At 74.8% G+C, this 24,792-nt stretch carries 22 protein-coding genes and 1 pseudogene; 8 read left to right on the top strand and 15 right to left on the bottom strand.

All coding sequences use genetic code 11. From position 1 onward, the window contains the following. Window positions 1-4: 4 nt before the first annotated feature. The 4 genes and pseudogenes from MRQ36_RS22415 to MRQ36_RS34035 form a co-directional block, all read right to left on the bottom strand. Entirely contained in the window at window positions 5-2,050 is a 2,046-nt protein-coding gene (locus MRQ36_RS22415) for a glycogen debranching N-terminal domain-containing protein (protein ID WP_242798368.1), read from the bottom strand. Then, window positions 2,047-2,424, bottom strand: coding sequence for an SCP2 sterol-binding domain-containing protein (locus MRQ36_RS22410; protein WP_242798366.1), 378 nt, complete (start codon window positions 2,422-2,424; stop codon window positions 2,047-2,049). The genes MRQ36_RS22415 and MRQ36_RS22410 overlap by 4 nt, the downstream gene beginning before the upstream one ends. 90 nt (window positions 2,425-2,514) lie before the next feature. Continuing rightward, on the bottom strand, window positions 2,515-2,673 hold the full coding sequence (locus MRQ36_RS34040; RefSeq protein WP_308194897.1) for a hypothetical protein: 159 nt from the start codon (window positions 2,671-2,673) through the stop codon (window positions 2,515-2,517). A gap of 95 nt (window positions 2,674-2,768) precedes the next feature. After that, window positions 2,769-3,134 (bottom strand): annotated as a pseudogene (locus MRQ36_RS34035) (DUF6671 family protein); the annotation flags it as partial. Window positions 3,135-3,417: 283 nt separating this feature from the next. On the opposite strand from MRQ36_RS34035, the gene MRQ36_RS22400 reads away from it, so the two are divergent. Further along, entirely contained in the window at window positions 3,418-3,591 is a 174-nt protein-coding gene (locus tag MRQ36_RS22400; protein ID WP_242798362.1) for a hypothetical protein, read from the top strand. A 22-nt stretch (window positions 3,592-3,613) separates the two neighbouring features. Here MRQ36_RS22400 and MRQ36_RS22395 read toward each other — a convergent pair whose 3' ends face one another. Further along, window positions 3,614-4,123, bottom strand: a complete 510-nt coding sequence (locus tag MRQ36_RS22395) for a DinB family protein (protein ID WP_242798361.1) — start codon at window positions 4,121-4,123, stop codon at window positions 3,614-3,616. A gap of 84 nt (window positions 4,124-4,207) precedes the next feature. On the opposite strand from MRQ36_RS22395, the gene MRQ36_RS22390 reads away from it, so the two are divergent. Continuing rightward, complete coding sequence (locus tag MRQ36_RS22390) at window positions 4,208-4,723, top strand: 2'-5' RNA ligase family protein (RefSeq protein WP_242798359.1); 516 nt, start codon at window positions 4,208-4,210, stop codon at window positions 4,721-4,723. Between the two features lie 18 nt (window positions 4,724-4,741). Here MRQ36_RS22390 and MRQ36_RS22385 read toward each other — a convergent pair whose 3' ends face one another. Beyond that, window positions 4,742-6,553 (bottom strand): SpoIIE family protein phosphatase, encoded by a 1,812-nt coding sequence (locus tag MRQ36_RS22385; RefSeq protein ID WP_242798357.1) that lies wholly within the window; start codon window positions 6,551-6,553, stop codon window positions 4,742-4,744. Window positions 6,554-6,783: 230 nt separating this feature from the next. Between MRQ36_RS22385 and MRQ36_RS22380 the strand changes: the two genes are divergently transcribed. From MRQ36_RS22380 to MRQ36_RS22365, 4 genes are all read left to right on the top strand, one after another. Continuing rightward, the gene (locus MRQ36_RS22380) at window positions 6,784-7,887 is read left to right on the top strand and encodes a hypothetical protein (RefSeq protein WP_242798355.1); all 1,104 of its coding nucleotides are present in this window, start codon (window positions 6,784-6,786) and stop codon (window positions 7,885-7,887) included. A gap of 123 nt (window positions 7,888-8,010) precedes the next feature. Beyond that, complete coding sequence (locus tag MRQ36_RS22375) at window positions 8,011-8,838, top strand: MEDS domain-containing protein (protein ID WP_242798353.1); 828 nt, start codon at window positions 8,011-8,013, stop codon at window positions 8,836-8,838. Next, window positions 8,835-9,800 (top strand): anti-sigma factor RsbA family regulatory protein, encoded by a 966-nt coding sequence (locus tag MRQ36_RS22370; protein WP_242798351.1) that lies wholly within the window; start codon window positions 8,835-8,837, stop codon window positions 9,798-9,800. Before MRQ36_RS22375 ends, MRQ36_RS22370 begins: the two co-directional genes overlap by 4 nt. A 158-nt stretch (window positions 9,801-9,958) precedes the next feature. Next, window positions 9,959-11,401 (top strand): hypothetical protein, encoded by a 1,443-nt coding sequence (locus MRQ36_RS22365; protein ID WP_242798348.1) that lies wholly within the window; start codon window positions 9,959-9,961, stop codon window positions 11,399-11,401. An 85-nt stretch (window positions 11,402-11,486) separates the two neighbouring features. Here MRQ36_RS22365 and MRQ36_RS22360 read toward each other — a convergent pair whose 3' ends face one another. From MRQ36_RS22360 to MRQ36_RS22330, 7 genes are all read right to left on the bottom strand, one after another. Continuing rightward, window positions 11,487-12,167, bottom strand: a complete 681-nt coding sequence (locus MRQ36_RS22360; RefSeq protein ID WP_242798346.1) for a hypothetical protein — start codon at window positions 12,165-12,167, stop codon at window positions 11,487-11,489. Between the two features lie 265 nt (window positions 12,168-12,432). Then, window positions 12,433-12,975 carry an adenylate kinase gene (locus MRQ36_RS22355; protein ID WP_242798344.1) on the bottom strand — a complete coding sequence of 181 codons (543 nt, stop codon included), beginning with the start codon at window positions 12,973-12,975 and terminating at the stop codon, window positions 12,433-12,435. Continuing rightward, window positions 12,972-14,444: a glycoside hydrolase family 10 protein gene (locus tag MRQ36_RS22350; protein ID WP_374250578.1), complete on the bottom strand. Its 1,473-nt coding sequence runs from the start codon at window positions 14,442-14,444 to the stop codon at window positions 12,972-12,974. Before MRQ36_RS22350 ends, MRQ36_RS22355 begins: the two co-directional genes overlap by 4 nt. Window positions 14,445-14,648: 204 nt before the next feature. Beyond that, entirely contained in the window at window positions 14,649-16,607 is a 1,959-nt protein-coding gene (locus MRQ36_RS22345) for a bifunctional aldolase/short-chain dehydrogenase (protein WP_242798342.1), read from the bottom strand. A gap of 32 nt (window positions 16,608-16,639) precedes the next feature. Beyond that, window positions 16,640-17,650 carry an S-methyl-5-thioribose-1-phosphate isomerase gene (gene mtnA, locus MRQ36_RS22340; protein ID WP_242798340.1) on the bottom strand — a complete coding sequence of 337 codons (1,011 nt, stop codon included), beginning with the start codon at window positions 17,648-17,650 and terminating at the stop codon, window positions 16,640-16,642. A gap of 143 nt (window positions 17,651-17,793) precedes the next feature. Then, window positions 17,794-18,408 (bottom strand): dihydroxyacetone kinase subunit DhaL, encoded by a 615-nt coding sequence (dhaL, locus tag MRQ36_RS22335; protein WP_242798338.1) that lies wholly within the window; start codon window positions 18,406-18,408, stop codon window positions 17,794-17,796. Between the two features lie 10 nt (window positions 18,409-18,418). Continuing rightward, complete coding sequence (locus MRQ36_RS22330) at window positions 18,419-19,420, bottom strand: dihydroxyacetone kinase subunit DhaK (RefSeq protein ID WP_242798336.1); 1,002 nt, start codon at window positions 19,418-19,420, stop codon at window positions 18,419-18,421. A 249-nt stretch (window positions 19,421-19,669) separates the two neighbouring features. On the opposite strand from MRQ36_RS22330, the gene MRQ36_RS34030 reads away from it, so the two are divergent. After that, a complete protein-coding gene (locus MRQ36_RS34030; protein ID WP_242798334.1) occupies window positions 19,670-20,593 on the top strand; it encodes a zinc-binding dehydrogenase in 924 nt (307 codons plus the stop codon). 57 nt (window positions 20,594-20,650) lie between these two features. On the opposite strand, the gene pdxY is transcribed toward MRQ36_RS34030, so the two are convergent. Beyond that, window positions 20,651-21,502: a pyridoxal kinase PdxY gene (gene pdxY / locus MRQ36_RS22320; RefSeq protein WP_242798332.1), complete on the bottom strand. Its 852-nt coding sequence runs from the start codon at window positions 21,500-21,502 to the stop codon at window positions 20,651-20,653. A 49-nt stretch (window positions 21,503-21,551) separates the two neighbouring features. Then, a complete protein-coding gene (locus MRQ36_RS22315; RefSeq protein ID WP_242798330.1) occupies window positions 21,552-23,402 on the bottom strand; it encodes a glycoside hydrolase family 3 protein in 1,851 nt (616 codons plus the stop codon). A 137-nt stretch (window positions 23,403-23,539) separates the two neighbouring features. Here MRQ36_RS22315 and MRQ36_RS22310 point away from each other — a divergent pair, with 137 nt between their 5' ends. Then, window positions 23,540-24,766 carry a MalY/PatB family protein gene (locus MRQ36_RS22310; RefSeq protein ID WP_242798328.1) on the top strand — a complete coding sequence of 409 codons (1,227 nt, stop codon included), beginning with the start codon at window positions 23,540-23,542 and terminating at the stop codon, window positions 24,764-24,766. Window positions 24,767-24,792: the final 26 nt, after the last annotated feature.

Here is a 24,792-nt window from a genome sequence, read left to right as displayed (position 1 = left end):
CCGCTCAGCGCATCCGCGCGCCGCTGACCCGGCGCTCGCGGGCATAGCTGTCGGTACGTCCCCACCGGCCCGGGATGTCGAGCAGCTCGATCCGCCCGTAGCCGTCCGGCAGGGCGGGGCGCACCAGCAGGTTCTCCCCCACCGGACGCAACCCGAAGGTGGTGCCGAGCAGCATCAGCAGGGCGCCCGCGGCCCAGGACTGCGGGCGCCCCGCCGCCGGCAACTGCACCGGGTACCGGGTGAGCTGCTGCGGATATCCGGCGATCACCTCGGGCACCGAGCCGCCCAGCGTCTCGGCCGCGGCGAAGATGCCGGCCACGATCCGGGTCGCCTCGTCGTCGTGCCCGTAGTGGCGCAGCCCCGCCGCGATCAGCGCGTTGTCCGACGGCCAGACGCCGCCCAGGTGCGCGCTGACCGGGTTGTACGGCAACTGCCCGTCGGCGAAGGTGCGGACCCCCCAGCCGGAGAACATCCGCGGCCCCAGCAGGTGCCCGGCGACCTCCGCCGACCGCTCCGGTGGGACGATCCCGCTCCACAGCAGGTGGCCGATGTTGGAGGTGAGCGCGTCGACCGGTCGACCGTCCGGCTCCAACGCGAACGCGTAGTAGCCGCGGTGCGGCAGCCAGAAGTCCCGGTTGAACCGCTCCTTCAACGCCGCCGCCTCCCGTTCCAGGCGGTCGGCGTACGTCGGGTCGTCCCAGACCTCGCGGGCCAGCCGGGCGCCCCGGACCTTCGCGTCGTAGGCGTAGCCCTGCAACTCACAGGTGGCCCGGGGGAAGCCGGGCTGCCGGCCGTACTGGTCCACGACCGCGTCCGGCGAGTTCTTCCAGCCCTGGTTGAGCAGCCCGCGCGAACAGCGGCGCCGGTAGCGCAGGTAACCGTCGCCGAGGATGTCGCCGTACTCGTCGAGCCAGTCCAGCGCCATCCGGGCCGGGTGCCGCAGCTCCCGCACCAGGGCCGTGTCGCCGGACCACCGCTCGTACTCGTCGAGCAGGACGACGAAGAGCGGCGTGGTGTCGGCCGCACCGTAGTACAGCGAGGTGGGCTCCTCGCCGAAGGCCGCCGCCTCGCCGTACCGCGTCTCGGCGAGGATCTTGCCGGGCTCCTCGTCGTGGTCGTCGTCCAGCCGGCCGCCCTGGCCGTTGGCGAGCAGCCGCAGGGTGGGCGCGGCGAGTTCGGGGGTGAACGCCAGCGTCTCCAGGCTGGTGACCAGGCTGTCCCGGCCGTAGAGGGTCATCGCCCACGGCATGCCGGCCACCGGCACCCGGTCGGTGTACGCCAGCGGCGCGTACCGCAGCGCGGCCAGGTCGGTCAGCGCGGTGCGGTACGCCTCGGCCAGCGAGTCCCGCTCGGTGACCAGCGTCGGCGCCCGCTCCAGCCACTGCCGCAGGTCCTCGCGCATGTCGTCGCGGACCTGCTGCTGGTGCGTCTCCAGGCTGGCCCGCAGGTCCCGCCCGCCCTCGCCACGGATGTTCATCGCCACGTGCAGGTCGGTCGTCCAGCTGCCGCGCGGCGGCACGGTGATCCGGAACGTCATGCCGCCCTGGTCGACCTGCGCCGGGGCGGTGCTGAACACCGTCGTCTCCCGGGTGAACCGCCCCCGCTCGTAACAGAGCCGCAGCCGGTCCCCCTCGACCAGCGCGGCGATCCGGCGCGGCCGTGGGTTCTTGATCTCGGAGGTGTCCGCGAAGTCGCTGCCGATCTCCATCCGGACGGTGAACTCGGCGGCCTCCGCCGAATGGTTGAGCACGGTGATCCGCTCGTTGAAGCTGTCGTCGATCGACCGGTGTCGCAGCACCGACACGTCGGCGTCGATGTAGTGGCTGGCGGTGCCCGGCACCAGGAAGAAGAGGGTCTCGAAATAGGTCATGTCGTCCCGGGACAGCGCGCTGAGCGGCTGCCCGTCGACGGTCAGCACCCAGTGCGCCAGGAACCGGGTGTCGAAGGAGAAGAGCCCCACCGGCAGGGCCGGGTCCGGACGCATGTCGCCGGTCGCGTCGCTCATCACGAACGCGTTGCCCGCCATGAGGTGGACCCGTTCCTGCCTCATGATCGCCCGTCCGGGCGGCCGGCGAGGTCCCGGGGGTGCCGTGCCCCGGCCCGGCCGGGGAAGATCCGGCGCAGGCTCATCAGCAGCCGGATGTCGCCCTGCACGGTCACGTCGTTGCGCAGCAGCGCCGAGCCGATGTGGTCCTCCCCGGTGGCCAGCCGGTCGAAGACCGCCCGGTCGGCGCGGACCACCAGATCGGCGTGCTCGGCGGACCGGTCCACCTCGACGTGCTGCCGGTCGAGGGTGAGATACCAGTGCTCGGTCTGCCCGTCCTCGATGATGTCCAACCGCACCGTGCCGCAGGTGGTCTCCGGCAGGTCCGGGTGCCGACCGGACACCGATCGCTCCAGGTAGTGCCCCGCTGATGTGGCCATCCCTCGTCCCTCCGCGCGTGGCTGCCGCCCGGCCCGGATTCCCGCCCACGGGGTGGTCCCAACTCACCCGGTCCGGGTGAGAAGGCCCGCTCAGGGGTTGCAGCGGGGGCACTCGGCCGGCTCGGCGACGCCAGTCGCGGGTGCCACCACGCGGTGGTCGCAGCGCGGGCAGCCGTGGACCAGCTCGCCGGCCCGCCCGGTGGCCGTGCCACAGGCCCGGCAGGGCAGGCCGGGACGGGTGTCGACCACCCCGAAGCCGGGGCCGGCACAGGCCGGGCAGGGGTGGCGAGCCGGCGGGCCAGCCGCCGGCCGGCCTCGGCGATCACCCGCATCCGGCGCGGGTTGTGGTGGGCGCGCAGGTCGGCCGCCACCCGGGCCCGGCCGTCGCGGCTCGCCGCCGCCGCGTCGGCCACCGCCGCGAGCAGCACCGGCAGCCGGACGATCCCCTTCACCATCGGGTACGCCCCGGCCGGCGGCACCGCCGGCAGCACGGTGAGCGCGTGCCCGGGCAGCCCGACGCGCCGGGCGAAGGCGAGCAGCCCGGCCCGGTCGTCGCCGTCGGTGAGCAGCTCGGCGTGGTTGGTGTCGGTGCTGGCCGCCCGCTCCACCAGCACCAGCCCGATCCGGTCGTCGACCAGGGCGACGTGTTCGACGTCGAGGGGGCACCACGGGGCGGCCGGGTGCGGGCCGAAGCTGCCCTCGCTGGCCACCCCGACCGGGCAGCCGGCCGCGGCGGCGCCGAGCCGGGCCTTGGCGACCACGAGCTGGTCGGCGGGCGCGGTCCGGGGCACCTCCCCGGTGAAGGTGCCGAGCGCGTCGGTGTCGACGTCGGGCACCCGCAGCCGCAGGCCGACCGCACGGCGCAACGGGGCCGCGAGGGCGGCCCGCTTGCCGTGCCGGGTCGCCAGCGCCCCGACCACGTCCCGGTACACGTACGAATAGTAGTTCGTGTGTCTGGGTGGAGCCGGCCGGAACGAGGTAGAGCGGGGGGGGATGTTCGGCGAGGAGGGCGACACCACCGGGCGGGTGCTGCGCGCGCTGCTGGCGATGCAGCGGCAGTCCTGGGAGCAGGGGTTGACCGGACACGCGCTGTCGACCTGGGCCACACGGCCTATCTGGTGGTGCCGCTGTTCGCCCTGCTCGCCCACGCCGCCCTGGTCCGCGTGACGGGTCGGGGCGGTCCGACGGGTCAGCCCCGTTCGACGAGTCCGCGCACGTAGGCGGCCTGCCCGGCGTGCTGGAGGTCGTCCTCCAGCACGCTGACCAGCCGTACGCCGAGGGTCACCGGGGGGTCCCAGTTCTCGTCCACCACCCGGTCCAGGTCGACCGGGCGCAGCCCGCGCAGGTACGCCCCGGTCCGCTCGGCCACCGCGCGGTGGTAGTCGACCAGCGCCTGGGCGCTCTCCGGCCGTACCGCGACGATCTGCTCGGGGCCGTGCCCGAACCCGGTGTCGTCCGGGTCCGGGGCCAGCCCGAACCGGCCCGCCCGGTCGCCGGAGACCCAGACCTGCTCCGCGCCGAGCAGGTCGGCGACGTGGTGGTCCTGGATCCGGGTCAGGTGCCAGACCAGCCAGCCCACCGGGTTCGCCCCCGGCGCCGGGACCTGCCGCAGCTGCTGCGGGGTCAGCCCCCGCACCGCCGCCTCCACCAACCCGGGCAACCGGTCGTACGCCTCGGTCAACAGGTCCTTCGCGTCCATCCGAACCGCCCTCCTCCACCGTCGCCGCCGGGTGGGCTGTACCGCACCCGCCGCCCGGCAAACCTGGACCGCTAACGTGATCATGTGGTGGCGGCGCTGGAGCTGTATCTCGACACCCGGGCGAGCCGGCGGATCAGGGTGCTCTGGGACGCCCTGGAGTCCGAGGGCGTGCAGAGCATGCGCTCGCTGCTGGCCCAGCGGCACCGCCCGCACGTCTCGCTCGCCGTCGCCGACCGCTTCGACCCGGAGCGGGTGGCCGAGGCCCTCGCCGGCACGGTGGTGGCCGCCCCGCTGCGACTGGAGTTCCAGCACGCCGGGCAGTTCGTCGGCCGGGTGCTCTGGCTCGGCCCCACCCCCACCGCCGAGCTGCTGGCCCACCACGCGCAGGTGCACCAGCGGCTGGCCCGGGCCGGCATCACCCTGGTCGAGCACTATCAGCCGGGTCGCTGGGTGCCGCACTGCACGCTGTCGATGCGGGTGCCGAACGCGCTGATGGCGGCGGCCGTACGCCGCTGCCTGGAGGTGCTGCCGTTGACCGCGACGGTGGTCGGCGCGGCCATCACCGACCACGCCCGGGACATCTGCCACCCGCTGCCCTGAGCCGGCGCCCCGGCGGGTTCAGGGACCGTCCGGCGGGCCGCAGCAACGCATCACCAGCAGGGCGATGTCGTCCTCGTGACCGGGCGGCGCCACCTCCAGCAGCAGGTCACAGACCTGCTGCGGCTCCTGGTCGCCGATCTGTTCCAGCCGCAGGGTGAGGTCGGCGATGCCCTGGTCGAGCACGTCGTCCCGGCGCTCCACCAGACCGTCGGTGTAGAGCACCAGGGTGCTGCCGGGGAGCAGCTCCAGGCCCTGCTCGCGGCGCGGGCCGCCCGGGTGCACGCCGAGCATCAGGTCGTGGTCGGCGAGCTGCCGCACCCCGCCCCGCGGGCCGCGCAGCAGGGCCGGCGGATGCCCGGCGTTGGACCAGCGCAACCACCAGCCCCGCGGGGTCGGCTCGATCCGGGCCAGCACCGCCGTGGCCAGGGCCCGGACCTCCAGCCCGCGCAGCGCACGGTCCAGCCGGCCGAGCAGCGCCGCCGGCCCGTCCGCGCTGTCGTACGCCAGGCCACGCAGCACGTTGCGCAGCTGCCCCATCGCCGCCACCGCGTCCCGGTCGTGCCCGGTGACGTCGCCGACGACGACCACGGTCCCTCCGTCGGCGGTGCCGAACGCGTCGTACCAGTCGCCGCCGACGTGCGCGCCGTCCGCCGCCGGCTGGTAGCGGACCGCGATGTCCAGGGCGCCGGCGGTGGGCGGTGAGGTGAGCAGGCTGCGCTGCAACGCCTCGGAGAGCCGCTGCGCGGCGAGCGCGCTGGCCCGCTGGGCGGTGAGGTGCTGGATCCGGTCGAGTGCCTGCGCGCACTGCGCGGCGAACGCCTCCAGCATGGTGATCTCGTCGGGGCGGAACCGGCGCTCCTCGACCCAGGACACGGCGAGCGAGCCGAGCAGCCGGGTGCCGACCCGCAGCGGCAGAAAGGCCCAGGCGTCCCGCCCGGTGCTCTCGTACACGTCGATCATCTCGGCGGCGAACGCGACGCCGGTCGCCCGGCGCGGCAGCAGCACGACCTCCCCGGTCCGGGCCACCCAGCAGCCCGGCAGCGGACTGTCGTACGGCAGGTCGCGGTAGGCGGCCTCGACCTCGGGGCCGAGCCGCTCCCCGACCACGACCCGCAGCCGGTCGCTCCCCTCCCGGACCACCACCGCGCCCCCGTCGGCGCCGAGCACCGGCACGGCCCGGTCCACCATGATGGCGACCAGGTCCTCCAGGGTCTCCGCGCTGAGCAGGTCCAGCGCCACCAGCACCATCCGGTGCAGCCGCTCGTCGGCGCGCTGCTCGGCGCGCTGCACGACGCCGACCTCCCGGTGGCGGGCCGCCGCGACCCGGCGCAGCGCGTCGGCCTCGACCTCGGCCTGCTCCTCGCGCGCCCGCTGGGCGGTCAGCGCGTCGGTCACGTCCAGCCCGGTCGCCACCAGGTACGGCTGGTCGCCGTCGTCCCGGACCGGGCTGAGCACCAGGTCCACCATCCGCCGGCTGCGGTCGCCGAGGAAGAAGTGGCTCACCGTGCGGAACGGCTCACCGGTCCGCACCGCCTTTTCGCACCAGCCCCGCAGCCGCTCGGCGAGCTCCGGGTCGGGCGCCCACCAGCCGCACTCCCAGAACTTCCGACCGAGCGTCCCGGCCCGGTCCAGCCCGCACCCCTCCACCGAGGCGCGGTTGGCGTCGAGGAGCCGGCCCGTCCCGTCGAGGATCCCGGAGAAGAGCAGCGGTGTCTCGTAGAGCGCCGTGAACCAGCGGTCGGTGAGCGACCCGGTCAGCCGGGCGGTGAGTTCCCGGGCCGGGGCCGACACGGGCGGCGGCGCCGACCGCTCCACGTGACGTCCGTGCACCCGGTCACCCCCTCCGCCGCCGTACCCGTCCATGGTCACCCGACAGCACAGCACACGCCGCCGCGGTGACCGCCACCACGTCCGGTGGTGGGCCCGCTTTCGCGCCGTCCGCGCCGGTGATGGCAGCGTGACGGTGCGCGAGAAGGCTGATGGACATGCAGCTCAGGGCACTCGGAGCTGGCCCACGAGGACCGGTCCGGCGGCCCTGGACCACCTATCGGAGGCATACCATGGCCGCTCCCGTCATCCGTTCGGTCAGCGCGACACCGTCCGTGCTGCTGCCCGGCGGGTCCACCACCGTCGTCATCGACGCCTATCATCCCGACTCGCGCCTGCTCACCTTCCCGGGACGGGTGAGCGACCCCACCGGAGCCGCCTGGGACACCGCGGTCCGGGTGGACCTGGCGGTGCCGCTGACCTGGCAGCTCACCACCGCCGCGGCCGGCGTCACCATCACCCCGGCCGGCACCGACCCGGCCCGCTTCACGGTCACCGTGCTCGCCGGCCGGGGCACGGTGCCGCTGACCGCCGTGGTGCGGGACGCGGCCGGTCACACCACCACGGCCACCACGACGGTGACCGTGCCGCTGCTGGTGGGGATGAGCGCCGAGAAGGGCGCCCGGACCCGGCAGATCGTGACCGAATACCCCGACCTGCGCTACATGCGCGACTTCGGTACGGACGGCGGCGACGCGGACGTCCTGCCGGAGTTGCCGCCGGTGAACGCCGGGAAGTTCGTCGACGCCCCCTCGGCGGTGATGCACGTGTCCTGGAAGGACGACGTCGAGCAGCTCACCTCATGGCTGGACGGGCTGAGCCGGCCGGTCTACCTGACCTGGTACCACGAGCCGATGGGGGACGTCCCGCCGGCGACCTACCGGGCCACGGCGACGCGGGTGTCGCAGATCGTCGCCGCCCACCCGAGGAAGCGGTACGTCCTCGGGCACGGGCCGATCGTCACCCGCTACTGGCTGGACGAGGGCGGCGGCAACCCCACCGACTGGGGATATCCGGGGATGACCCACTACGGGGTCGACTGCTACTCCCGGGACACCGCGACGTACTGGCCGGCGGCGCGGATGTTCGGGGCGGCGTTCGGCAAGATCCGTTCCGCGTACCCGGGGGTCCGGCTGCTGGTCCCCGAGTACGGCCTGACGCGGACCACCGCGGACACCACCGGGGCGGGCCGGGCGCAGACGTTGAAGGACCACGTCACCTGGCTGCGCCAGCAGGCGGACGTGGACGCGGTCGCCTACTGGAACAACTGGGCCGAGTTCGAGCTGGGCGACCCGCCGTTGGAGTCGACCGCCTGGCGCAACCTCCAGCTCGGCTGATCCGCCGGGCTCCGGCCCGTTGCCGGCGGGCCGGAGCCCGGTCCGCCGGCAACGGGTACCCGCCGGAGCGCGGGGTGGCCGATTCCTCGCACCGGCATAGACTGACGCCATGAGGTGTCCCGCGTGACCAGCGACGTCACGCTGTCAGGCGGGTCCGGGCACATCTGCTGGACGTACGACGACCCGACCGAACTCGACCGGCGAGCGGTCGCGTTCCTCGCTGCCGGGCTCGCTGCCGGGGAACGCGTCTGGCTGGTCGCGGACGGCACCGCGGAGACCCTGACCCGACGGCTGGAGCGGTTGCCCGACCTCACCGGGGCGCTGCGCGACGGCTCGGTCAGCATCGTCCCGATCCGGACCGCCTACCCGGACGGCCACGTGGTCGACCCGGAGGCCCAGGTCCGCGCCTACTCCGCCGCCACCGACGAGGCGCTGGCCGCCGGCCACACCGGGCTTCGGGTGGTGGCCGAGGCGACCTCACTGGTCCGGACCCTGCCGCAGCGCCGGGCCTTCCTCCGTTACGAGCACCTGATCGACCGCTACATGCACCGCCGCCCGATGTCGGCGATCTGCGCCTACGACCGGCGCGAACTGGGCGAGCAGGCCGTCGCCGAACTGGCCTGCCTGCACGCCGAGGAGAACACCGACGGGCTGTTCCAGCTGCACGCCGGCGGCCCGGACGACGGCGGCTTCGCCCTCGCCGGCGAGCTGGACCCGTCCAACCACGCGCTCTTCGCCGAGGTGCTCGACCTGGCCCACCCCGACCCGGTCGACGGCCGGCTGACGGTCGACGCCCGCCACCTGCACTACATCGACCACCGCAGCCTGATCCACCTGCGCGACCACGCCCGCCGGCAGGGCGCCACCGCCGTGCTGCGCACGTCCCGGTCGGCCGCCGCCCGCCTGGTCGAGCTGCTCGGCCTGACCGAGGTGCGGGTGGAGGCCGCGTGACGCGGACAGGCGCAGCCGCCGGACACGTCGGCTACTTCCACGAGGCGATCTTCTTCGACTCCGACGAGCACCTGCTCGCGGTCGTGGTGCCGTTCCTGCTCGACGGCGTCGCGGCCGGCGAACCAGCGCTGGTGGGCTTCGGCGAGCGCAACAGCGACCTGGTCCGCCGGGCCCTGCCCGCCGGCTCGCCGGTGACGTTCCTGCCCGGCGGCGACGTGTACGCCCGACCGACCGGCGCGATCCGCTCCTACCGGCAACTGCTCTCGTCGTACGTCGCGGAGGGGGCGCAGCAGATCCGGATAGTCGGTGAGCTGCCGGCCGCCGACCTCGGCTCCACCTGGGACTGGTGGGCCCGCTACGAGGCGGCCATCAACCACGCCTACGACGACTTCCCGCTCTGGAGCATGTGCGCGTACGACACCCGGATCGCCCCGGCCCGGGTGCTCGACGACGTGGCCCGCACCCACCCCCGGGTGGCCTGCCCGGACGGCACCCACGTGCCGACCGGGGTCTACACCGACCCGCGCCGCTACCTGACCGAGCCCCGGCCGATGCTGCCGGACCCGGTGCAGCGCACCGCGCCGATGGTGGAGCTGACCGATCCCACCCCGGCACAGGCCCGGGCCGCCGTCCACGCGGCCGACCGGGGACAGTTGCCGGCCGAGGACATCGACGATCTGGTCGTCGCGGTCAGCGAGACGGTGACGAACGCGCTGCGGCACGGCAAGCCGCAGGTGCGGATGACGCTGTGGGCCGCCGAGGACCGGATCGTGGTGAGCGTCCGCGACGCCGGCCCCGGGCCCACCGACCCGTTCGCCGGGCTGCTCCCCTCGGCCACCGAGACGGCCGGCGGGTTGGGGTTGTGGATCAGCTACCAGTCCTGCAACCACGTCGCCCTGCAGCGTGACCCGGACGGCTTCACCCTGCGGCTCACCGCCGGCAACCCGTACTTCCCGGTCTGACCGGTCGGCCCCTGGACCGGGCACGTCGGCCACCCTACGGTCGAGGGCCGGGGTGGTCGGCGGAGCCGTGCATCGATGGCGGTACCGTTGCGCCTCATCATGCCCTGCGGGGCGGTCATCCGCCGGCCTGGCGCTGGCGAACCGACGGAGGATGGCGCATGTCCACTGGCGAGGACCCGCGATTCGAGTTCGCCCTGCGTGGCTACGACAAGCGGCAGGTGGACCGCCACGTCGAGCACCTGGACGCCGAGCTGGCGCGGGTGACGCTCGACCGGGACCGGACGTACGGGCAGGTACGGGAGCTGACCGCGCAGCTGCAGGGACTGCAGGCCGAGGTGACCGAGCTGCGGGACCGTCCGGCACAGGTGGACCGGGCGTCCTTCCGGGACCTGGGTCCGATGGTCGACCAGATCCTCGCCCTGGCCGAGAAGCAGGCGGCGGCGATCACCGAGGCGGCCACCCAGCGGGCCGACGAGCTCCAGGAGCAGGCGGAGAAGACGCTCGTCGCGGCGCAGGAGCAGGTCACCCGGACGCTGCGGGAGCTGGACGAGGAGCTGACCGCCCGGCGTACCGAGCACGACCGGACGCACGAGGAGCAGCGCGCCGCCGCGCAGGCCGAGCTGACCGGCATCCGGGAGCTGGCGGAGAAGCTGCGGGCCGACGGCCAGGCCGCGCACGAGCGCGCCCAGCAGGAGGCGAAGCGGGTCGCCGAGCAGAGCACCCAGCAGGTCGAGCAGGCCCGGTCCGCGTCGGAGGCGCTGGTGAAGGCCGCGCGTACGCAGATCCAGCAGGAGGTCCAGGCCACCCGCGCGAAGGCCCAGCAGGAGCTGGCCCAGTGGCAGGCGGCGATGGCGCACGAGCTGGAGGAACGGCGGTCCGCCGCCGAGCAGGAGCTGGCCGAGCGGGCGGCGGGCGCGGAACGCGACATCGCCGCGCTGGTGGCCGAGGCCCAGCAATACGCCACCGAGGTGCGCGAGCGGGCCGACGAGCAGACCGCCGCCCACACCGAACAGCTCGCCTCGGTGCAGCAGGAGATCCGGCAGCGCCAGGAGGCCCTGACCGAGCTGCGCACCCAACTGGAGACCGCCGGTCAGCAGCTCGCCCGGCTCCAGCAGGACGCCGCCGCCGTCGAGCAGGAGGGCACCGAGCTGGAGCAGCGGCTGCTGCGGGTGCGCCGGGACCTGGCCGCCGAGACGAACCGGTTGGAGGAGGCCCGCCGCGCCGGTGACTCCGCCGAGCAGCACGCCAAGGAGGTCCGGGCGCGGGTGCAGCGGGAGGCGAAGCGGGTGGCCGACCTGGCCGCCGCGGCCGTCATGGCCGCAGCCGCCGGTGGCGGGGAGACCGCCGAGTACCCGCAGGTCGGCAGCCGGCCGGCCGGGGACCGGGTGCCCGCCGGCCCGACCGGGCCGGACCGGCCGGCCGCCGAGCGGACCGGGGACGAGCCGGCGGGCACCGAGCCGGTCGCCGCCGCGCTCGCCCCCGCGAGCGCACCGCCCGCCGTGGAGCGCTACGAGCGGCCCGCGCTGGACCGGCCGTTCGTCCGCCGGACCGCGCCGGAGGGCGTGGAGTCGTCCACGGTGGAGGTCCCCGCCTCCGCCTGACCGACGACGCACGGCCCGGCGAGCGCCCCGGTCCCGCACGACGGACTGCCCGCCGCGGTCGTCACCGGACTGTCGCGCTGAGCGCTCAGTCGGGAGCGCCGCCGGGCCGGACCGGTGCGGCCGGGGAGCGCCGCCACAGGCCGGCGCTGACCAGCAGCATCCAGACGATGAACAGGCCCACGCCGACGAGGGAATAGCCGCCCTCGACCTCCCGGCCGAGGAGGCTGGAGACCCCCGCCAGCAGGAAGACCACCGCGAGGACCAGACCGGCGGTGCCGAGCCCGCGCCACAGCAGGCCGGTGCGCCGGACCGCGAGCGAGAGCGCGGCCGCCAGGGCCGCGACGGCCCAGACGACCGGCGTACGCCCCTGGAGCTGCTGCAACGCGTCGACCGCGCCCGGCTGGCCGCTGTCGGCCACTCGGACCAGCGCGGTCTCGGCGGCGGTGGAGACGAAACCCAGGGCGAGGAAGAGGACCCCGGCGACGAGCAGCGCGACCGCCAGCGTCTCCTCCCCGGCCCGCCGGACCGCCACCGTCAGCGGGGCGAGGAAGCCGATGAACGCGAGCAGGCCGAACGCCAGCGCCACCTCGCTGCCCAGCAGGGCACCGGAATGGGCGACGTCGTACGCGGCGACGTCGGCCGCCGACGAGCTTGGCGGCCCGGTGCCCTGCAACAGGTGGTGGGCGAGGAAGAGCACGCTGAAGCCCAGGCCGCCGAGCGCGGCCGAGCGCAGCGTCCGCCGTTCGGGGTCGTACGCGCGGGTCATCCGGCCATCATGGACCAGCCCAGCCGTACCGCGCTGCCCCGCGTCGGGAGCGATACTGGAGCCCGGGATGCCCGGCTGCAACCGCCTGGTCGGCTCCGCAGTGCCCTCGGCGTCCGGGCCCCGGCCGCTGGCCGAGGGTTCCACCTTCCCCGGCTGCCGCCTTCCCCGGCCTGACCGGCGGGCTCTACCGGGCGGCCGTGATCGGCACCGGCGGGCACCGGATCGCCGTGCGGCGGCTGCTCGAGACGGTCCGCCGCCGGGCCGGTCAGCCCTGATCCGCACCGCCGGGCAGGTCGGCCAGCCAGCGGTCCAGGGCCGCCGGGGACCGGAACAGCAGCACCGGCGGCCCGGACGGGTCGCACTGCCAGGCGCGCATCCGTCGCCGGGCCCGGCCGAACGCGGTGACGTGCCAGAGCAGGATCGAGTCCCGGGACAGCACGCTGCGCAGCGACTCACGGTTGCCGTTGCAGATCTCCTCCCCCGTCACCAGCCGTCCGACGGTGCGGCGCAGCAGCCGCCCGAAGGAGCGCCACCGCGAGAAGTCGAGGCCGACCACCAGGTCGGCGCGGGCCAGCGGCACGTCCCGCCACCCGTGGTACGCCCCGTCGATGATCCAGCGGTCGCGCCGGCAGATCTCCTCGATCCGGCTGCGCTGCCGGTCCACCGGCACCTCGACCCAGCCGGGCTCCCAGAGCAGGTCGTCGACCGGATACCACGGCAGTCCGAGGCGCTCGGCCAGCCGCGCCGCGAGGGTCGACTTGCCGGCGCCGTACACCCCGTAGACGAGGATGCGCGTGGGGCCGCTCACCGCGACAGCGGCGGTGCGGCGACGGACGCGGGTGCGCTGAGCCGGCCCTCGTTGCCGCTGCGGTCCAGGCCGGACACGCAGTAGGTCAGCGGGCGGTCGGCCGGGGCGGCGGGGTCGACCCAGCCGGTGCCCCGCGCGGTGCCGACGAGGGCGAGCGTGTCGCCGTCCACCCGGTAGACGGCGAAGCTGGTGGCGCCATCCCCGCGCCAGGTCAACGCCACCGTGCCGGCCTGCTCCCCGCGTACGGCGGTGACGGCGGGCGCGGCCGGCGGTGCCGCGGGCAGCTGCGCCATCGTGGGCACCAGCGCCGGGCCGGCGTAGTGGTGCCCGCTGTACCGGGTGACCGCACCGAGCTTGTCGGCGCGTACCTGGGTGGCGCTGAAGTGGACGCTGCCGGATACGCCGTACCGGCGGTTGAGGGTGAGCTGCCGGTCCAGTTCGGCCGGGTCACGCCAAGCACCCCGCTCCCCCACCCGGTAGTCGGCCTGGCCGATGTAGAGCTGCACCCGGGTGCCCTTCACCGTGGCCGCCCACCAGGGCAGCAGCTTGGCGTAGTCGGCCTTGCCGAAGCCGATGTGCCAGTAGAGCTGCGGCACGACGTAGTCGAGCCACTGCCGGCGTACCCAGAGCCGGGTGTCGGCATGGATGTCGTCGTAGCTCTGCAGCCCGGCGGTCGGCGAACCGGTCCGGTCGGTGCGCTGGTTGCGCCAGATGCCGAACGGGCTGATGCCGAACTTCACCCACGGCTTGACCGCCTTGATCCGCTCGCTCATCTCGCGGACCAGGGTGTTCACGTTCTCCCGTCGCCAGGCGTGCCGGTCGGCGAACCGCCGGCCGTACCGGGCGAACGCCGCGCCGTCCGGGAAGTCCTGCCCGGCCTCCGGGTACGGGTAGAAGAAGTCGTCGAAGTGCACCCCGTCGACGTCGTACCGGGTGACGGCCTCCAGCATCGAGTCCTCGACGAAGGTGCGCGCCGCGGGGATGCCGGGGTTGAAGTAGAGCCGGCTGCCGGGCTTGTCGGCGCTGGGATAGGTGACCACCCAGTCGGGGTGCTGCCGCAGCGGGTGGTTCGGCGCGAGCTGGTCGAGCCGGGGGCCGGGCCCACCCACGGTGGCCGGCTGCCCGCCCCGGTACGGGTTGAACCAGGCGTGGAACTCCAGGTTGCGGGCGTGCGCCTCGGCGACCATGAACGCCATCGGGTCCCAGCCCGGGTCGCGGCCGTCGCGCCGGCCGGTCAGCCACTCCGACCACGGCGCGTACGCCGACGGCCAGAGCGCGTCCCCACTGGGCCGCACGTGCACGAAGACGGCGTTGTGGTGGCGCCGCACGGCCAGGTCCAGCCAGCCGCGGAACTCGGCCCGCGCCGCCTCGGCCGGCAACCCGCGCCGGCTCGGCCAGTCGATGTTGTTCACCGTGGTGATCCACATGCCGCGCAGCTCGCGTACCGCCGTGGCCGTGCGTCCCCGCACCCGGCCGCGTCGACGGCGGTGCGCGCCGGTGGGCGGCGCTCGCCGTCCCCCCGGTCGCGCAGCGCCCAGGCGCGCCCGCGACCACCACGGCGAGGGCCGCGACCGCTGCGACGACGACACGGGTACGACGGCGACGGGCGGCGTGCGCGGCGGGGGGCATCACCCCAGTCTGCCCAGTGCCGCCCGCCGTACGCACACCAGGTCTCAGATCACCCGCTCGTTCCCGCCGTCCACGGTGAGCTGCGCGCCGGTGGTGGCGGCGAAGGTCTCCCCGCAGAGGGTGGCGGCCAGCTCGCCGACCCGGGCGCTGGTGATCTCGGCACCGAGCAGGTTCCGCCGCTTGTACTCCGCCACGGTCAGCCCGTAGTGCCGGGCCCGGGCCTCGAGCACCTCGGCGCTCCACAGCCCGGTGTCGAAGACCGCGTCGGGGTGCAGCACGTTCACCCGGATGCCGTCGCCCGCCCATTCCAGCGCCGCCACCCGCGCCACCTGGGTCACCGCCGCCTTCGAGGCGGAGTAGGCGACCGCGCCGGGCCCGGGGGCCAGGGCGTTGCGCGAGGCGACCACGACGACCCGGCCGCCCCGGGGCGCGAGCGCCAGCAGCGGGTGGGTCCGGGCGAAGAGGTACGCCACGGATTCCGCGTTCACCGCCATGCTGCGCCGCCACTCGTCCGGGTCCAGCTCGGCGATCGCCCGGCTGGCCGGGAAGATCCCGGCCGCCGCCACCACCATGTCGACCCCGCCGAACCGGTCCACGGCGGCGTCCAGGGCGGCGTCGACGGCCTTGCCGTCGGTGACGTCGACGGTCAGGCCGAGCCGGGCCGGCCCGTCGGACGCGGCGACCGACGGGTCCCGGTCCAGGGCCACCACGCAGGCCCCGCGGGCCAGGAGCGCCTCGGCGCAGGCCCGCCCGATGCCCGAGGCGGCCCCGGTCACCACGGCCACCTCGCCGGCGAATTCCTTGACCGGGCCGCCCCGGCGCAGCTTCGCCTGCTCCAGCTCCCAGTACTCCAGGTCGAAGATGTCCTGCTCGGGCAGCGCCTGGTAGCCGCCGACCGCCTCGGCCGCCTCGATCACGTCGACGGTGTGCCGGTAGATGTCCCGGGCCATCCCGGTCTCGGCCGCCGACCGGCCTGCGGTGAGCATCCCCAGCTCCGGGTCGAGGATCACCCGGGGCGCGGGGTCGAGCATGGTCAGCGTGGTGCGGGCCCGGGACCGGTGCCGGTCGACGTGCCGGCGGTAGGCGTCGGCGTAGCCGGCCACGTCGGTGCCGACCAGCGGGATCCGCTTGGTGCGCAGCACGTGGTCGGGGGTGACCGGGCCCCGGGTGGCGACCGCCGCGAGGTCGGGTCGGTCCAGGAACGCCCGCACCGCCGGGTCCTCGTGCCGACGCAGCAGCATCGGGGCACCCGCCGTGGCGGAGACCTCGCCGCGCAGCCGGGCCAGCCGCGTCCGGTCCACCGGCCGGGGCGCGGCGGGCGCGACCCGGGGCCGGGGCAGCCCCATCCGCTCCTCGGCCCGGCTGACCAGTTCGATGTGCCGGTGGTAGGCCTCCTCGGCGTCCGCGCCGAAGGTGAACAGCCCGTGGTTGAGCAGGACCATGCCGACCGTCCCGGCGTGGGCACGCGCCGGGTACAGGTCCGCGCAGCGCCGGGCCAGGTCGAAACCCGGCATGATGTACGGCACCACGACCACGCTGTCGCCGTACAGCTCCTCGGCGAGCCGGGCGCCGTCCGGCTGGTTGGTGAGGGCGAGCAGCGCGTCGGCGTGGCTGTGCAGCACCGCCGGGTGCGGCAGCAGCGCGTGCAGCAGCGTCTCCACGCTCGGGTCGGGTGCGGTCGCGTCGAGGCGGGCGCAGCGCAACTCGTTCATCATGTCGCTGTCGCCGAGCCGCTCCAGCCGCAGCAGCGCCCGCAGCCGGTCCAGCCGCAGCGCGGTGAAGCCGGACGCGTCCATCGTCGCCAGGTCGGAGCCGCTGCCCTTGACGTGCAGCACCGGCACCGGTTCCCCGGTGAGATCGGTGACGGTCGTCTTGACCGAGGTGTTCCCCCCGCCGTGCAGCACCAGGTCGGTGTCGGCGCCGAGCAGCCGGGACGCGTACACGAGTCGGGCCAGCGGGGCGGAGCCGTCCGGGGCGTCGGCGGTGGACCAGCGGTTGCGCATCGGGGTGCTCCTCGCGGGAGGGTCGGGCCGGGTCAGGCCCGGTCGGTGGGGTCGTCGGGGCGGCCACCGGCGGCCGGCAGGATGACCCGACGTTCGGTGACGATGGCGGTGACCAGGTCCGCCGGGGTCACGTCGAACGCGTAGTTCAGGGTGCCGGTGCCCTTCGGGGCCAGCGCCACCGCCCCCAGCGCGGTGATCTCCTCGGGGTCGCGTACCTCGATGTGCACGTCCCGGCCGGACGGGGTGGCCAGGTCGACGGTGGACTCCGGGGCGGCGACCACCATCGGCACCCCGGCCCGGGCCGCCGCCAGCGCCAGCGGGTACGTGCCCACCTTGTTGATCACATCGCCGTTGGCGGTGATCCGGTCCGCGCCCACCACGACCGCGTCGACCAGGCCCTGGGCGAGGACGGACGCGGCGGCCGAGTCCACGACCAGGGTGTGCGGCACGCCGATCTGGGCCAGCTCCCACACGGTCAGCCGGGCGCCCTGCAGCAGCGGGCGGGTCTCCGAGGCGTACACGTGGGTGAGCGCGCCGTGCTCCTGGAGGGACCGGACCACGCCGAGCGCGGTGCCCCACTCGACGGTGGCCAGGGCGCCGGCGTTGCAGTGGGTCTGCACCGCCACCTCGGGTCCCACCGTCTCGACCAGCCAGCGGGCGCCCCGCTCGCTGAGTTCCCGGCAGCAGCGGGCGTCCTCCGCCAGCATCGCCAGCGCCTCGGTACGGGCCGCGTCCGGGCCGTCGGCGTCGAGCCGGGCGCGGACCCGGTCGACGCCCCAGGCGAGGTTGACGGCGGTGGGGCGGGCGGCCCGGATCGCGTCGACGGCCGCGCTCAGCTCGCGGGGATCGGCGTGCAGCCGGGCGGCGAGGGCCACCCCGAGGCCACCGGCGACGCCGATCGCGGGCGCGCCCCGGATCGCCAGCGACCGGATCGCGGCGATCAGGTCCTCGACGGTGTCGATCTCCAGGAACTCGACCTCGTGCGGTAGCCGGGTCTGGTCGATCGCGATGATCCGACCGTCCCGCCAGTCGATGGTGCGCATCCACATCCCTCACTGCCCGGGTCCGCCGGCCACGGTGCCGGCCGGCGCAGCTGGAGGGTCCATCACGGGTCGATGGCTGTCAACCTCGGCCGCGCCGGGCCGGTCGGGCCGGAGCGATGACTAGAACATTGCCCAGTACCGGGCTAGCCGCGGAGGCTCTCCACGAGCAGGGCGACCGCGACGGCACCCGGGTCGAGGACCCCGCGGGCGACCTCACCGACATAGCTCGCCCGGCCCCGGTTGGCCAGCATGTCGGCCGTCGACCCGGCTCCCGCGCGGGCCGCGACGGCCGCGGCGGCCAGGGCGTCCGCGAGTCCACCGGTGGCGGCCGACAGCGCCTCGGTGGCCGGCACCATCGCGTCCACCATCGTCTTGTCCCCGGGCTTCGCGCCGCCGAGCCGGCGCACGGTGGCGGTCCCGTCGGCGAAGCCCCGGGCCAGCTCGGCCACCCCGACGGCGTCCGTACGGGTGGCCTTCGCCAGCTGCCGGAACCACATGCCGAACAGGGGTCCCGACGTGCCGCCGGTGTGCAGGAACGCGGTGGAGACGACGTCCAGCACGTCGCCGGGCGTGGCGGTCTGCGCGTCCTCCAGCGCCGTACGGGCCCGGCCGAGCGCGGAGCGCAGGTTCGCGCCGAAGTCGCCGTCGCCGGAGCGCCGGTCGAGGTCGGTGAGCGCCTGCTGTTCCCGGTCGAACGCCGCGAAGAACCGCTGCATCCAGGCGCGGGCGTCGGCGGCGTCCATGGTGTCGCTGGTCATGATGGTCCTCTCACCAGGTCAGGGCCGGGGTGCGGACCGGCGCGTCCCAGAGGGCGACGCGCTCGTCGTCCGCGCGGACGAGGGTGATCGACAGGCCCGCCATGTCGAGCGACGTGACGTACGGCCCGACCAGGCTGCGGGCCACCCGGACGCCCCGGCCGGCGAGCTGGTGGTGCACGGCGCGGTGCACGAGCGCGAGTTCCAGTCCGTGGGTCGCCCCGAGCCCGTTCACCACCACCAGGACGTCGTCCCCGCGGGCCAGGCCGAGTGCCCCGACCAGCCGGTCGAGCAGGTCGGCGGCGAGTTCGTCGGCGCCGGCGAAGGGGCGGCGGCCGACCCCGCGTTCGCCGTGGATGCCGACGCCCAGCTCGACCTCGTCGGCGGCCAGCAGCCAGGCCGGCTCGCTGTCACCGGGGTGCGCGCCGGCGGCCAGCGCGACACCCATGCTGCGCGCCTGCCCGACCAGCGTCCGGCCGAACGTCGCGACGTCGGCGAGGGTCGCGCCCCGCTCGGCGAGGGCACCGCAGAGCTTCTCGACCACCACGACGGCGGCGGTGCCGCGCCGGCCGGGGCCCTCGCCGTCCGCCCGCTCGGAGGCCAGGTCGTCGTCGACCAGCACCTGCTCGACCTCGATCCCGTCGTCGGCGGCGATCTCGGCGGCGATCCGGAAGTTCAGCACGTCACCGGTGTAGTTCTTGACGATGTGCAGCACCCCGCGACCGGTGTCCACCGCGGTCGTGGCGGCGGCCACCTGCAGGGCGGTGGGGCTGGCGAAGACCGCACCGGGGACGGCGGCGTCGAGCATGCCCGTGCCGACGAACCCGACGTGCAGCGGTTCGTGCCCGGAGCCGCCGCCGGACACCAGCGCCACCTTGTCGCCGGCCGGCTTGGCCCGGGTGACGTACGCCGGGTCGGGGTGCAGGTGCAGCAGTCCCGGGTGGGCCAGGACGTAACCCTCCAACGCCTCCGGTACGACGTGCTCGGGGTCGTTGACGAACTGTCGTCGGCTCATGCGCGTCCCGTCCTCGTCAGCCTCGCCGGGGTGATCGACGATGTCGGACGCTAGGCGCATCCCGGTCGCCTGTCCACCGCGACCGGCCCGCCGCTTGCGGGGGCGTGCTAAAGGCGCACCGGTCAGAAACCGTTTGCCGCACTCCGCGCCGGGCCCGGAGACTCCCATTGCGTGGAGCGTCGACGGCGTTCACGGGTGGCGGGCCGCAGGGCCGGCCGAGGACGGGATGTTCGGCGGAAGGACTCCGTGGTGCGCAGGATCTGTTTCGCGGCCGGCCGCCCGGCCGAGGTCGTCGAGGAGCCGCCCCCGCTGCCGGGACCGGGGCAGCTGCTGCTCCGCGTCGAGGCCGCCGGCGTCGGTGTCGCCCTGGTCCGGCTGCTGGCGGCGGCCGGCGCACGCGGCGAGCCGGTCCGGCCGGGCGGCGAGGTCGTCGGCACGGTCGTGGGGCGGGGTGCCGACGTGTCCGGGTTCGAGGTCGGCGACCGGGTCGGTGGCGTCGTGTTCGCCGACGCCTTCGCCGATCTGGTGGTCGCCGATCCCCGGCTGGTCGGCCGCGTCCCTGCCGAGGTGGACGCGGCGACGGCACTGGCGCTGGTCCGGGGCGGTCTGATCGCCCTGAGCACCCTGCGGGCGGGCCATTTCGCACCGGGTGAGTCGGTGCTCGTGACCGCAGCGGCCAGCGGCACCGGTCACCTGGCCGTGCAGCTGGCGCGGGCGCTCGGCGCGGCCCGGGTGGTCGCGGCCGTCGGCGCGGCGGACAAGTCCGACTTCGTCCGTCGGTGCGGTGCCGACGAGGTGGTGACGTACGCCGAGCCGTCCTGGGGCGAGCCGGTTGACGTGCTGCTCGACGGGGTCGGCGGCGAGCTGGTGCGGCGCGGGGTGGCGGCGCTCGCGCCGTTCGGCCGGCTCGTCGCGTTCAGCGCCGGCGGTGGCGGTGTCGACGTCGGCGCCCTGCTCGACGGTGCCCGGTCGGTCGTCGGGTTCACCATCGGTCAGCTCCACCGGTCCCGGCAGGACGTGGTCGAGCGGCACCGGGCCGAGCTGTGGGACCTGCTCGCCGCCGGCCGGCTGGAGCCCCGGCACACCGACTTCCCGCTCGACCGGATCGGCGAGGCCGTCGAGCTGGTCAGGGCCCGCGCCAACCGGGGCCGGGTCGTGCTGCGTACCGGCTGACCCGCCGGCGACGAGGTCCCCCGCGGGCCGGTCGTCCTCGCCGGCCCGTGGGGGGGGTCAGCGCAGTCGACGGGCGGTGAACCGGGCCGGCGGCGCGGCGATCGCGTCCTGGGCCGCGACCAGTTGGAGTTCCCGGGTGCCCGCCGCGAGGGTCGCCTCCAGCACGGCGAAGACGGCCGAGACGGTGCGTTCCAGCGCCGTCGCGGGCGAGCCCGTGCTCCACAGGTGCGCCAGATAGAGCGCCGCGGTGACGTCGCCGCCGCCGTTCGGGCTGATCGGCAGCAGCGGCGTGGTCACCGCCCAGGCGCCCTCGTCGGAGACGGCCACCACCTCCAGCGACCCCGCCGGCAGCTCGCCGTGCAGCACGCTGGTGACCAGGACGTGCCGTGGTCCGGTCTCGCGTACCACGTCGACGGCCGCGAGCAGTTCCGGCAGCGTGCCGGTGGTCCGGCCGGCGAGGAACTCCAGCTCGAACTGGTTCGGGGTGATGATGTCCGCGCGCGGCACGACGGTGTCCCGCAGATATTCCGGGATGCCCGGCCGGACGAACATCCCCCGGCCGACGTCGCCCATCACCGGGTCGCAGCAGTACACCGCGTCCGGGTTGGCCGCCTTGACCTGGTCCACCGCGTCGAGGACGACCGCGCCCATCGCCGGGTCGCCCTGGTAGCCGGAGAGCACGGCGTCGGCGGTGCCGAGCACCCCGCGGTCGGCGATGCCGGCGATCACCTCGGCCACGTCGGCGGGGGCCAGCAGCGGCCCCCGCCACGCGCCGTACCCGGTGTGGTTGGAGAAGTGGACCGTCAGGACGGGCCAGACCTCGTGCCCGAGCCGCTGGAGGGGAAACACGGCCGCCGAGTTGCCGACGTGGCCGTAGGCGACCGAGGACTGGATGGACAGGATCTTCACCGTCCCATCATCGCGCTTCCCGCCGGCGTCGCGTGCACCGCCCGGCAGGTCACCGCGTACCGCCCTGGGTCGTCTTCGGGTAGCCGATGCCCGACCCGTAGCGGTAGAGGACCCGGGTGCCGTCCGGCGTCCGGACGGTCACCGGCAGCCGGCCGGTCGGCTCCCCGCCGACCAGGACGTCCGCCAGCGCGGCGAGGGAGACGTCCCGATAGCCGTACGCCGCCAGGTAGGTGGGGGCGGCCGGGAAGTAGGCGATGTCGTACGGCCCGCCGACGGCGACGGTCACCACCGGCGTCTTCGTGGCCAGCAGCGCCTTGACCAGGTTCTGCTGGGTCACGTCGTTCCAGGCGTTGTTGGTGAGCACCACGACGACGTCGCTGGCGGTGGCCGCCGCCACCACCTGCTTGATCGTCTGCGGGTCCGGCGACCCGGTCCACATCGGGGTGGCGACCAGCCCCTTGCCGGTCAGCTGGGTGGCCAGGGACGGTACGGCGTTGCTGCCCCAGCCGGTGACCAGCACGTGACTGCCGGACTTCGGCTTCAGCGGGAGCACACCGGCCGCGTTGCGGAGCAGGGTGATCGAGCGGCGCGCGGCGGTGGCCATGACCTGCTGCTCGGCCGGGGTGCCGACGGTGGAGTCGACCGCCTCGCTGGTGGTGTACGGGTCGTCGAACAGCCCCAGTCCGGCCTTCATCCGCAGGATCCGGTACACCGACTGGTCGATGCGCTGCCGGCTGACGGTGCCGGCGCGGACGGCGTCGAGGAGCGTGGCGATGGCGGCGGGCGGATCGGTGGGCAGCAGCAGCTCGTCGTTGCCGGCGTTGACGGCACCGAGGATCACCTGGTCCTGCGGGATGCCGGCCAGCGCGTCGGCGCGCAGCGCGTCGGTGACGACCACCCCGTCGTAGTGCAGCGTGTCGCGGAGCAGGCCGGTGATGATGGGTCTGGACAGGATGGCCGGCGTCCGGGTGGGATCCAACGCGGGGACGATCACCGCGGTCGGCATGATCGACTTCACCCCGGCGGCGATGGCGGCGCGGAACGGCGGGATGTCGATCCGCATGATCTGCTCGCGGGTCTCGTTGACGACCGCGATCCCGGTGTCGGGGTTGGCCTCCGCGCTGCCCAGCCCGGGGAAGTGCTTGGCGGTGGCGGCGACGCCGTTGCCCTGGTAGCCGCTGACGGCCGCCGCGCCGAACCGGGAGACCATCGAGGTCCGGTCGCTGAACGCCCGCGTCCCGTCGGCGGTGTTGCGGGGGTTGGTGTTGACGTCCACCACCGGCGCGTGGTCCATGTTGATGCCCATCGCCCGCAGTTGCCGGCCGGTCGCGGCGGCCGTCGAGTACGCCACGCTGCTGTCGAACGTCGCGCCGATCGCCATGTTGCCCGGTGCCACCGCCGACGGCGGCGGGATCCGGGTGACGAAGCCACCCTCCTGGTCGGTGCTGATCTGCAGCGGCACGCCGCGGCCGGCCAGCGCCGCCTTCTGCAGCCCGTTGGACAGCAACGCGACCTGCTGCGGGTTGTTCAGGTTGTTGGTGTTGTTGAAGTAGATGATGCCGCCGGGGTGGTACTTCGACACCAGTTGGTCCCCGTTGCCGACGTCGCTGCCGTAGAGCGCCCGGTTGGCCGCCACGTCGGTGGGGTTCGTGGTGGTGGCGGTGTCGCCGTACGCCTGGAGGACGAACATCTGGCCGACCTTCTCCGCCAGGGTCATGTCCGCCATGGCGGCGCGGATCCGCCGCTCCCCGGAATCGTCCCGGTCCGGGCCGCTGTCGTACGCGACGGACCGGGTCACCGCGTGCACCCCGGCCGACGCGCCGGCGGCCAGGACGAGGCCGCACGCGGCCACGAGCACAACGGGAACCCGTACGACGGCTCCGGTGATGCGACGGAACATGCGCCACCCTCCTCTGCGTTCGGTGGCCCCGACAGCCGGCGTCCACCTCCCCCGCACCCTGCCGTTTAAGACATGAATGTGGGAGTATGTCGCATTCGAATCACCCGGGAGTGGCGTGGCGGCCTAGGGTGGGCGGCATGGCAGACGTCCCCTCCGACGGCCGGAACCCCCTCACCCGGCTCACCCCCGACGAGCTGCGGCAGCGCACCAGCGCCAAGTGGCGCACACATCCGGCCGACGTGCTCCCCCTCTGGGTGGCCGAACTCGACGTACCCCTCGCCGCGCCGGTCGCGGCGGCGCTGCGCCGCGCGATCGACCTGGGTGACACCGGCTATCCGCACGGCACCGGGTACGCCGAGGCGCTCGGCGACTTCGCCGCCCGGCGCTGGGGCTGGCACGACTTCCGGGTCGCGCACACCTCGATCGTGCCCGACGTGATGATGGGCATCGTGGAGCTGCTCCGGCTGGTCACCGACCCCGGCGACGCCGTGGTGGTCTGCTCCCCCGTCTACCCGCCGTTCTACGCCTTCGTCAGCCACGCCGGCCGGCAGGTGATCGAGGCGCCGCTCGGCGCCGACCTGCGGATGGACCACGCGGCCCTGGACGAGGCCTTCCGTCGGGCCCGGGCCTGCGGCCCCCGGCCGGCGTTCCTGCTGTGCAACCCGCACAACCCGACCGGGGTCGTGCACCGCCGGGACGAACTGGCGGCCGTCGCCGAGCTGGCCGCCCGGCACGGCCTGCGGGTGATCTCCGACGAGATCCACGCTCCCCTGGTGCTGCCCGGGGCGCACTTCACCCCCTACCTGACGGTGCCCGGCGCCGAGGACGCGTTCGCGCTGACCTCCGCCTCCAAGGCGTGGAACCTCGCCGGCCTCAAGGCGGCGCTCGCGGTCGCCGGGCCGCAGGCCGTGGCCGACCTGCACCGGATGCCGGAGGAGGTCGGCCACGGGCCCAGCCACCTGGGCGTCCTCGCGCACACCACCGCGTTCCGCGCCGGCGAGCAGTGGCTCGACCTGCTCCTCACCGGCCTCGACGCCAACCGCACACTGCTGGCCACCCTGCTGGCGGAGCACCTGCCGACCGTCGGCTACCACCGCCCCGAGGGCACCTACCTGGCCTGGCTGGACTGCACGGGCCTGGGCGTCCCCACCGACGAGCCGGCCGACGGGCCGGGCGTGGTCACCGACCTCGCCGGGCCGGCGAAGATGTTCCTCGACCGCGCCCGGGTCGCGCTCAGCTCCGGGCACGTCTTCGGCACCGGCGGGACCGGCTTCGTCCGGCTCAACTTCGGCACCTCACCCGCGATCCTCACCGAGGCGGTGACCCGGATGGGCCGGGCGGCCCGCCCCTCGACCGGCGGGTAACGCGCCGGCCACCCCGGTCGCTGATC

The organism is Micromonospora sp. R77 (genome assembly GCF_022747945.1).
Lineage (GTDB): Bacteria > Actinomycetota > Actinomycetes > Mycobacteriales > Micromonosporaceae > Micromonospora.
Note: the sequence above shows the minus strand (reverse complement) of the source record. Positions and strands in the feature narration are given on the sequence as shown.

Excerpts from the sequence above, each read along its gene's own strand:
- mtnA (WP_242798340.1), bottom strand. The coding sequence starts at position 17,650 with ATGCGCACCATCGACTGGCGGGACGGTCGGATCATCGCGATCGACCAG.
- MRQ36_RS22360 (WP_242798346.1), bottom strand. The coding sequence starts at position 12,167 with ATGACCCGCGCGTACGACCCCGAACGGCGGACGCTGCGCTCGGCCGCG.
- MRQ36_RS22380 (WP_242798355.1), top strand. The coding sequence starts at position 6,784 with ATGGCCGCTCCCGTCATCCGTTCGGTCAGCGCGACACCGTCCGTGCTG.
- MRQ36_RS22395 (WP_242798361.1), bottom strand. The coding sequence starts at position 4,123 with ATGGACGCGAAGGACCTGTTGACCGAGGCGTACGACCGGTTGCCCGGG.
- MRQ36_RS22310 (WP_242798328.1), top strand. The coding sequence starts at position 23,540 with ATGGCAGACGTCCCCTCCGACGGCCGGAACCCCCTCACCCGGCTCACC.
- MRQ36_RS22410 (WP_242798366.1), bottom strand. The coding sequence starts at position 2,424 with ATGGCCACATCAGCGGGGCACTACCTGGAGCGATCGGTGTCCGGTCGG.
- MRQ36_RS22365 (WP_242798348.1), top strand. The coding sequence starts at position 9,959 with ATGTCCACTGGCGAGGACCCGCGATTCGAGTTCGCCCTGCGTGGCTAC.
- MRQ36_RS22330 (WP_242798336.1), bottom strand. The coding sequence starts at position 19,420 with ATGAGCCGACGACAGTTCGTCAACGACCCCGAGCACGTCGTACCGGAG.
- MRQ36_RS22345 (WP_242798342.1), bottom strand. The coding sequence starts at position 16,607 with ATGCGCAACCGCTGGTCCACCGCCGACGCCCCGGACGGCTCCGCCCCG.
- MRQ36_RS22415 (WP_242798368.1), bottom strand. The coding sequence starts at position 2,050 with ATGAGGCAGGAACGGGTCCACCTCATGGCGGGCAACGCGTTCGTGATG.
- dhaL (WP_242798338.1), bottom strand. The coding sequence starts at position 18,408 with ATGACCAGCGACACCATGGACGCCGCCGACGCCCGCGCCTGGATGCAG.
- MRQ36_RS22400 (WP_242798362.1), top strand. The coding sequence starts at position 3,418 with ATGTTCGGCGAGGAGGGCGACACCACCGGGCGGGTGCTGCGCGCGCTG.
- MRQ36_RS22315 (WP_242798330.1), bottom strand. The coding sequence starts at position 23,402 with ATGTTCCGTCGCATCACCGGAGCCGTCGTACGGGTTCCCGTTGTGCTC.